Origin of the sequence: Candidatus Angelobacter sp. (assembly GCA_035607015.1) — a bacterium.
In the GTDB taxonomy this organism is placed as follows: Bacteria; Verrucomicrobiota; Verrucomicrobiia; order Limisphaerales; family AV2; genus AV2.
The window spans coordinates 1-5,585 of record DATNDF010000138.1 but is presented as its reverse complement, the minus strand read 5'-3'; the positions used below and the strand labels follow the sequence as shown (position 1 = coordinate 5,585).

Annotated in this window: 4 protein-coding genes and 1 pseudogene; 2 read left to right on the top strand and 3 right to left on the bottom strand. The window is 58.8% G+C overall.

Going from position 1 to position 5,585, the window contains the following annotated elements:
• Both VN887_05700 and VN887_05695 read left to right on the top strand, forming a co-directional pair.
• Positions 1 to 921, top strand: a 921-nt coding sequence (locus tag VN887_05700; GenBank protein HXT39498.1) for an aminopeptidase, incomplete at its 5' end; no start/stop codon positions are given.
• A 768-nt stretch (positions 922 to 1,689) separates the two neighbouring features.
• A pseudogene (locus tag VN887_05695) lies at positions 1,690 to 1,779 on the top strand (OmpA family protein).
• A gap of 290 nt (positions 1,780 to 2,069) precedes the next feature.
• Here VN887_05695 and VN887_05690 read toward each other — a convergent pair.
• The 3 genes from VN887_05690 to VN887_05680 form a co-directional block, all read right to left on the bottom strand.
• Positions 2,070 to 2,951, bottom strand: coding sequence for a LysR family transcriptional regulator (locus VN887_05690; GenBank protein HXT39497.1), 882 nt, complete (start codon positions 2,949 to 2,951; stop codon positions 2,070 to 2,072).
• Positions 2,952 to 2,986: 35 nt separating this feature from the next.
• Positions 2,987 to 4,573, bottom strand: coding sequence for an ATP-binding protein (locus VN887_05685; protein ID HXT39496.1), 1,587 nt, complete (start codon positions 4,571 to 4,573; stop codon positions 2,987 to 2,989).
• A gap of 186 nt (positions 4,574 to 4,759) precedes the next feature.
• On the bottom strand, positions 4,760 to 5,585 hold an 826-nt coding region (locus VN887_05680; protein HXT39495.1), incomplete at its 5' end, for a purine-nucleoside phosphorylase.

Below are 5,585 nucleotides of genomic sequence, written 5' to 3'. Positions count from 1 at the left end.
GAGGTCCTGCGCGGCACGAACCGGAAACACGCCGAACTCGTGCGCGACGTTGACATGTTTCGCATGAAGAAGGTCCAGGCGCACATCGCCATCCGCGGCAGCCACAACGCCAGCGAGGCTTCCGACGTGCCGCATCATTTGATGGCGCTCTACTCGAAGGTGCTCCATCCGGTGCTGAATCACCGCGTGAACAAGACGCGCTGGGTGGTGCTGCGCTGGCCGACGCCAAGCATGGCGCAGGCGGCCAACATGAGCACCGAAGCGTTCGAGGATTTTTATTTCGATGTGTGCACCATGGACTACCGCAGGATGTCGCGCGCCATGGTGCCGCTGGCAAAACGGATGAAAATGGCCGACCGCGTTCATCTGAAAGGTCCCGGTACCGACCTCACGTTCAGTATCAAAGGCATCGGCGCCGTGCCGTGCGTCGGTCTGCGGAATATTCCCGACGGTGAGGTGTTTTCCTGTCCGGTAAAAACATCCGTGAACGGCGCGATTCAATTCAACACGCCGACGATTTACTCGGGCACACGGTTCGAGAACGTGCGGCTTGACTTCAAGGAAGGCCGAATCGTCAAGGCGACCTCGAACAACACGAAGCGACTGAACGAAATCCTGGATACCGACGCCGGCGCGCGTTACGTCGGTGAATTTTCACTCGGGTTCAATCCCTACATTCAAAACCCGATGTGCGACATTTTGTTCGACGAGAAGATTGCCGGCTCGCTGCACTTTACGCCCGGCCAGGCTTACGAGGATTGCGATAACGGCAACCGTTCCGCGGTGCATTGGGACATGGTCCTGATTCAGCGCAAGGAATGGGGGGGGGGAGAAGTGTGGTTCGACGGCGAGTTGGTCCGCAAAGACGGTTTATTTGCACCGAAGGACTTGAAGCCGCTGAATCCCGACAGGCTGAAGTAGTCGCGGACTGCGGAGTGTCCACGGTGGGGTGATTACCGCCCATCTACGGTATATACCCCAGGCGGGTTCACCAAGGCTGGTACAAAAAGCGCTTAATTTCTGCGCGAAAACATCGCAAAGAAAGGCGTTATGAAAAAAACCGATCCTACTGAATTCAAATCATATTCCTGCTTGATATTGATGCTCGCGGTGCTCGCATTGCCAAGCTCAGCGCGGACGTCCCCAATATCTGTTGCCATTACCGGCACGGTGAGGTTTGTAGACGACCCGAATAACATCCTCGGTGGATCCGTGGTGTCCGGGGACACAATTACGGGCGCTTACACCTATGACTCGGCCACGCCCGATTCAAACTCAATCCCGGAAGTGGGGGACTATTGGCACACGACACCGCCGTACGGCATTTCTCTGACGGTGAACGGACTTACGTTCAGTACTGACCCGAACAACGTCAGCTTTTTGGTCGAGATTGTGAATGACTATGCGCCCGGCATACCGCCGACTGATAATTACGTTCTGCACAGCTATAACAATAACTTCGCAGTTTCCGCACCTGCCGGGATGTTTGGCGGGGCAGCAATGAATCTGATTTCCTGGCAGCTTGATGACCCGACGGCGGCCGCGCTTTCAAGTCCAGACCTGCCCGCCACACCGCCTATACTCGCCGACTGGCAGTCCATTTTCGGCCTCGATATCTCGAGCATGGGTGACTTGGGCGAGATGTTCCTGATTCGTTCCGACGTTATCTCCGCCGTCCTCATCGAACCCGACGGCGATGGCGATGGCGTGCCCGACAGTGAAGATCAGTGCCCTGGCACGCCAGCCGGAGCCATCGTTGACGCCCACGGCTGCAGCATTGAGCAGTTGGCTCCCTGCGCGGGCCCAGGTTCCGGCGGAGTTTGGGAGAATCACGGCGAGTTTGTGTCGGCAGTCAACGTCGCAGTAGAAGCCTTCCAAGCAGCGGGTCTCATTTCTGATGAACAAAAGGATTCCATCCTCGAAAAGGCAGCCAAGTCCGACTGCGGAAAATGAAAGTGCCACGCACTACTGCCAGCCAAATGGGAACGCGCACGCTATTCAACTGTCATACCGTATGCGCAAAGTGACGCGAAATCTGTTTTTGGCGCCCGTGCGGCTGGATTCGGCTCTTACTGCGGTTCCTTGAGGATGGCGAGGAACTGCTTCATGGCCGGCGAAAGCACCTTGTTCTTCTTGTAGATCGCCGCGAGCTGGCGGAAAAACTGCGCATCCTCGAACTGCGCCGCCGCCAGCGTCTGCTTTGCGACCTCCTGCGCGATGGTCCCCTGCGGGACGATGGAAATGCCTGCGTCGATTTCCACAGCGCGTTTCACGGTTTCGATATTATCAAACTCCATCACCGGATGCACGGTCACGTTGTTGTCCTTGAGAATCCGGTCGATCGCCTTGCGCGTGGGAATGTCCGGCTCAAAGGCGATGAATTTCTGGCCCGCGATGGCGGCCAGTTTGACGGTTTTCAATTTTGCCAGCGCATGCTGTGGATGGCAGATGAGCACCATGTTGTCGCGCCGCAACGGAACGATCTCCAGTTTGATGTCCTTGCTCGGGAAGGCAACGAGGCCGAGGTCCACGACGTTGCCGAGCACGTCTTCATAGACCTGGTTGGCGCGCCGGTATTCGACATGGACGTGGACCGTCGGATACGCCTTCAGAAACTTCTTCATGTAAGGCGGGAGATCGTGCAGGCCGATGCTGTAGATGGTGGCCACGCGGATGGTGCCGGAAATGATGTCCTTGATTTCCTGAAGCCGGCTGTGCAGCGAATCGTAGGTCTGGATGATCTGCTTGCTGTATTCGTAAAGCACCTGACCTTCGCGAGTGAGCCGGAATTTTTTTTTGCTGCGCTCGATGAGCAGGGACTTGAACTGGCGTTCCAGCGAGCTGATCTGCTGGCTGACGGCGGACTGGGTGACGTGGTTGATTTGGGCCGCCTTGGTGAAACTCTCCGTCTCCGCCAGGTCACAGAAGACCTTCAGGCTCTCGATTTGCATGGGCGGATTGAAATCGAAAAGCCCGGGGGCGTCAACTAGGACGCCTCGGTCAGAGAAAGCACCTGCTTGACTTTGCGCAAAAGATCCTGACTCGTGTAAGGCTTGCGCAAATAATAATCGTCTTCTTCGTCGTCATCCGACGAAGGCCGCACGTAACCACTGGTGCTGAGAATGGGGATTGCCGGCGACAGGCGCCGGACATGGTCAATCAACTCGCGGCCGCTCATGCCCGGCATCACCAGATCGGTGATCACCATGTCGATCTGCGATGGAGCCTGCGAAAAAAGCTCGAGCGCGCGCAATCCGCTGTTCGCGGTCAACACCTTGTACCCGAACGCCGAAAGAACGGTCTGCCCCAGCGTCAACAGCGTCTCTTCGTCATCCACGATCAAAATGGTCTGATTGCCGCGCAGATCCTCAATTTTCGTGCCCTGGTCACGGACGATTTTTTTCTGGGCGGGCAGGAAAACGCGCACTGTCGTGCCCTGTCCGGGCGGGCTGGTCACGGCAACGGTCCCGCCGTGATTGGTCACAATCCCGTACACCCAGGCCAGCCCCAGACCGCGATGCGGTGGATTCGGTTTCGTGGTGAAGAACGGCTCGAAAATGCGCGGCAGGACCTCGGCCGCGATGCCGGAACCGTTGTCAGCAAATTCGACGCAGACGTAATGGCCCGCCGCCAGTTGGACCGCCGGGCTTTTGACCGCTTCTTCGAGGCTCTGATTGTGCGTGCGCACCGTAATGCGCCCTTCCTTGCCGACGGCTTCCACGGCGTTTTCCAGAATCTTCACAAAGCCCTGTTGCATCTTGGCCTCGTCGAAGTTCACCGTGTACAGGCGCTTCTCCAGTTGCATCGTCCAGAGTATGCCTGCGGACCCGGGTTTCTGGAACAACTCGACCGCGCGCCGGAGAATGTTGTTCAAATTGCCGGGTGTCTGGACACGGGGATCCTTTTCCTGCCGGCTGAAGGCGGCAAGGTCCTGCGCAATCTCTGCCGCTTTCTGGGCTGCCTTTTCCACTTCCAGCAGGGAATTGCGCCAGGGATTGCCCGGCTCCATTTTGCTCAGGACCAGCGACGAGTGTCCCAGAACGCTCGTCAGCGCGTTGTTGAAATCCAAAGCCACCGAGCGGGCGAGTTGCAACGCGCAGTCGAGCTTCTGTTTCTGCGCGGCGTTCGCCTCGAACGAAAATGCGCCCGTCCGTAAATCGGTGTCGCCGGTCTCGAACTTGCGCGACGCGGATTCCACCGCCCCCGGGGGCGACGCAGGCTCGCCCGCTGGCGCCGGCGTATTGTCATTAAACAGTTGAAACAAAAAAAATTTCTGGCCATCGCGCACGAGAGAACAGACGTAAGCTGTGAACTGGATCGTGGCCCCGCCTTTTACTCGCAGTTTCAGAGGTGTCATCGGCGTTGACGACCGGTCTGATTTCGCCAGGAACTCTTCCGGTGTGAAATCACTTTCCGGAGACCAGATGGAGGCTGACAGTGCGGGTCCTCCGCCGATCACCGCGCCGAACGTATTCACCGCGGCCTGGTTCGCATGCCGTACAATGCCCGAATCGTCCACCACAAAGGCAGGCCACCCCGCATTATCCAAAGCGAAACCTAAGTCAAACTTCATGAGGCTGCGACTGACGCGACAGGAACTTACGTTTTTGGGCGGTCTGTCTCAACCACAATTTTTCCACGCCGGGTACGCTGCGCCGGCGCAGCGGGGCTCCCGTCGAAAATACCTGCATTCATTGGGAAGCACGCGTGATTTCCGCCCACACAACGGGCGCCGATGATCCGGATAACCGGTGCCTGCTCACTGGCTTTGGCGGTAGAACCTCGCGAACGCACCCAGCCATGCGGTCGCCCTTCGCCGGACTTGCGCCGCCCGGGCCAGCACTTCGGCATGCGAGAGCGTCCGTCGGCCGCGGCCCGCCGCCGGATTCGTGATGCACGAGACGGCAGCGACCCGGAGTCCGCACTGCCGCGCGACGATCACCTCCGGCACCGTGCTCATTCCCACGGCGTCCGCCCCCAGCCGCGCAAACGCGCGGATCTCGGCGGGCGTTTCGTAGCTTGGCCCGGACACGGCGAGGTAAACGCCGGAGTGCAGCGTGACTCCGGCCTCGCGCGCCGCCCGTTTCAGCAGACGATTCAACGCCGGATCGTACGCGCGGGTCAGATCAACAAACCGCGATTGATCGTCCGCCAGCGTGCCACGAAGTGGATTCACACCCATGAAATTGATGTGGTCCGTCAACACCATGAAGTCCCCGGTGCGAAAACGACGATTGATCCCGCCGGCGGCATTCGTCTGCAGCACGGTTCGGATTCCAAACGCCGCCAGCGCGCGCATCGTGAATGTCACTTCCTCCATCGAAAAGCCTTCGTAGTAATGCGCCCGGCCGCTGAGCACCAGCACGGGCGTGTCCGCCAGTTTTCCCAGCAACACTTTGCCGGCGTGTCCGCTCACGCTCGTACGGGGAAAGCCCGGCAGCTTCGCATATGGGATCTCAGTTTCGACGGCCAACGCATCGGAAACCAAACGAAATCCGCTGCCCAGGACGATCGCGAGGGACGGGCGCAGCCGGGATTTTTTCCCCAACCGCGCGGCAGAGATTTGAAGCGTCGCAAGTCGGCTC

Excerpts from the sequence above, each read along its gene's own strand:
- VN887_05690 (HXT39497.1), bottom strand. The coding sequence starts at position 2,951 with ATGCAAATCGAGAGCCTGAAGGTCTTCTGTGACCTGGCGGAGACGGAG.
- VN887_05685 (HXT39496.1), bottom strand. The coding sequence starts at position 4,573 with ATGAAGTTTGACTTAGGTTTCGCTTTGGATAATGCGGGGTGGCCTGCC.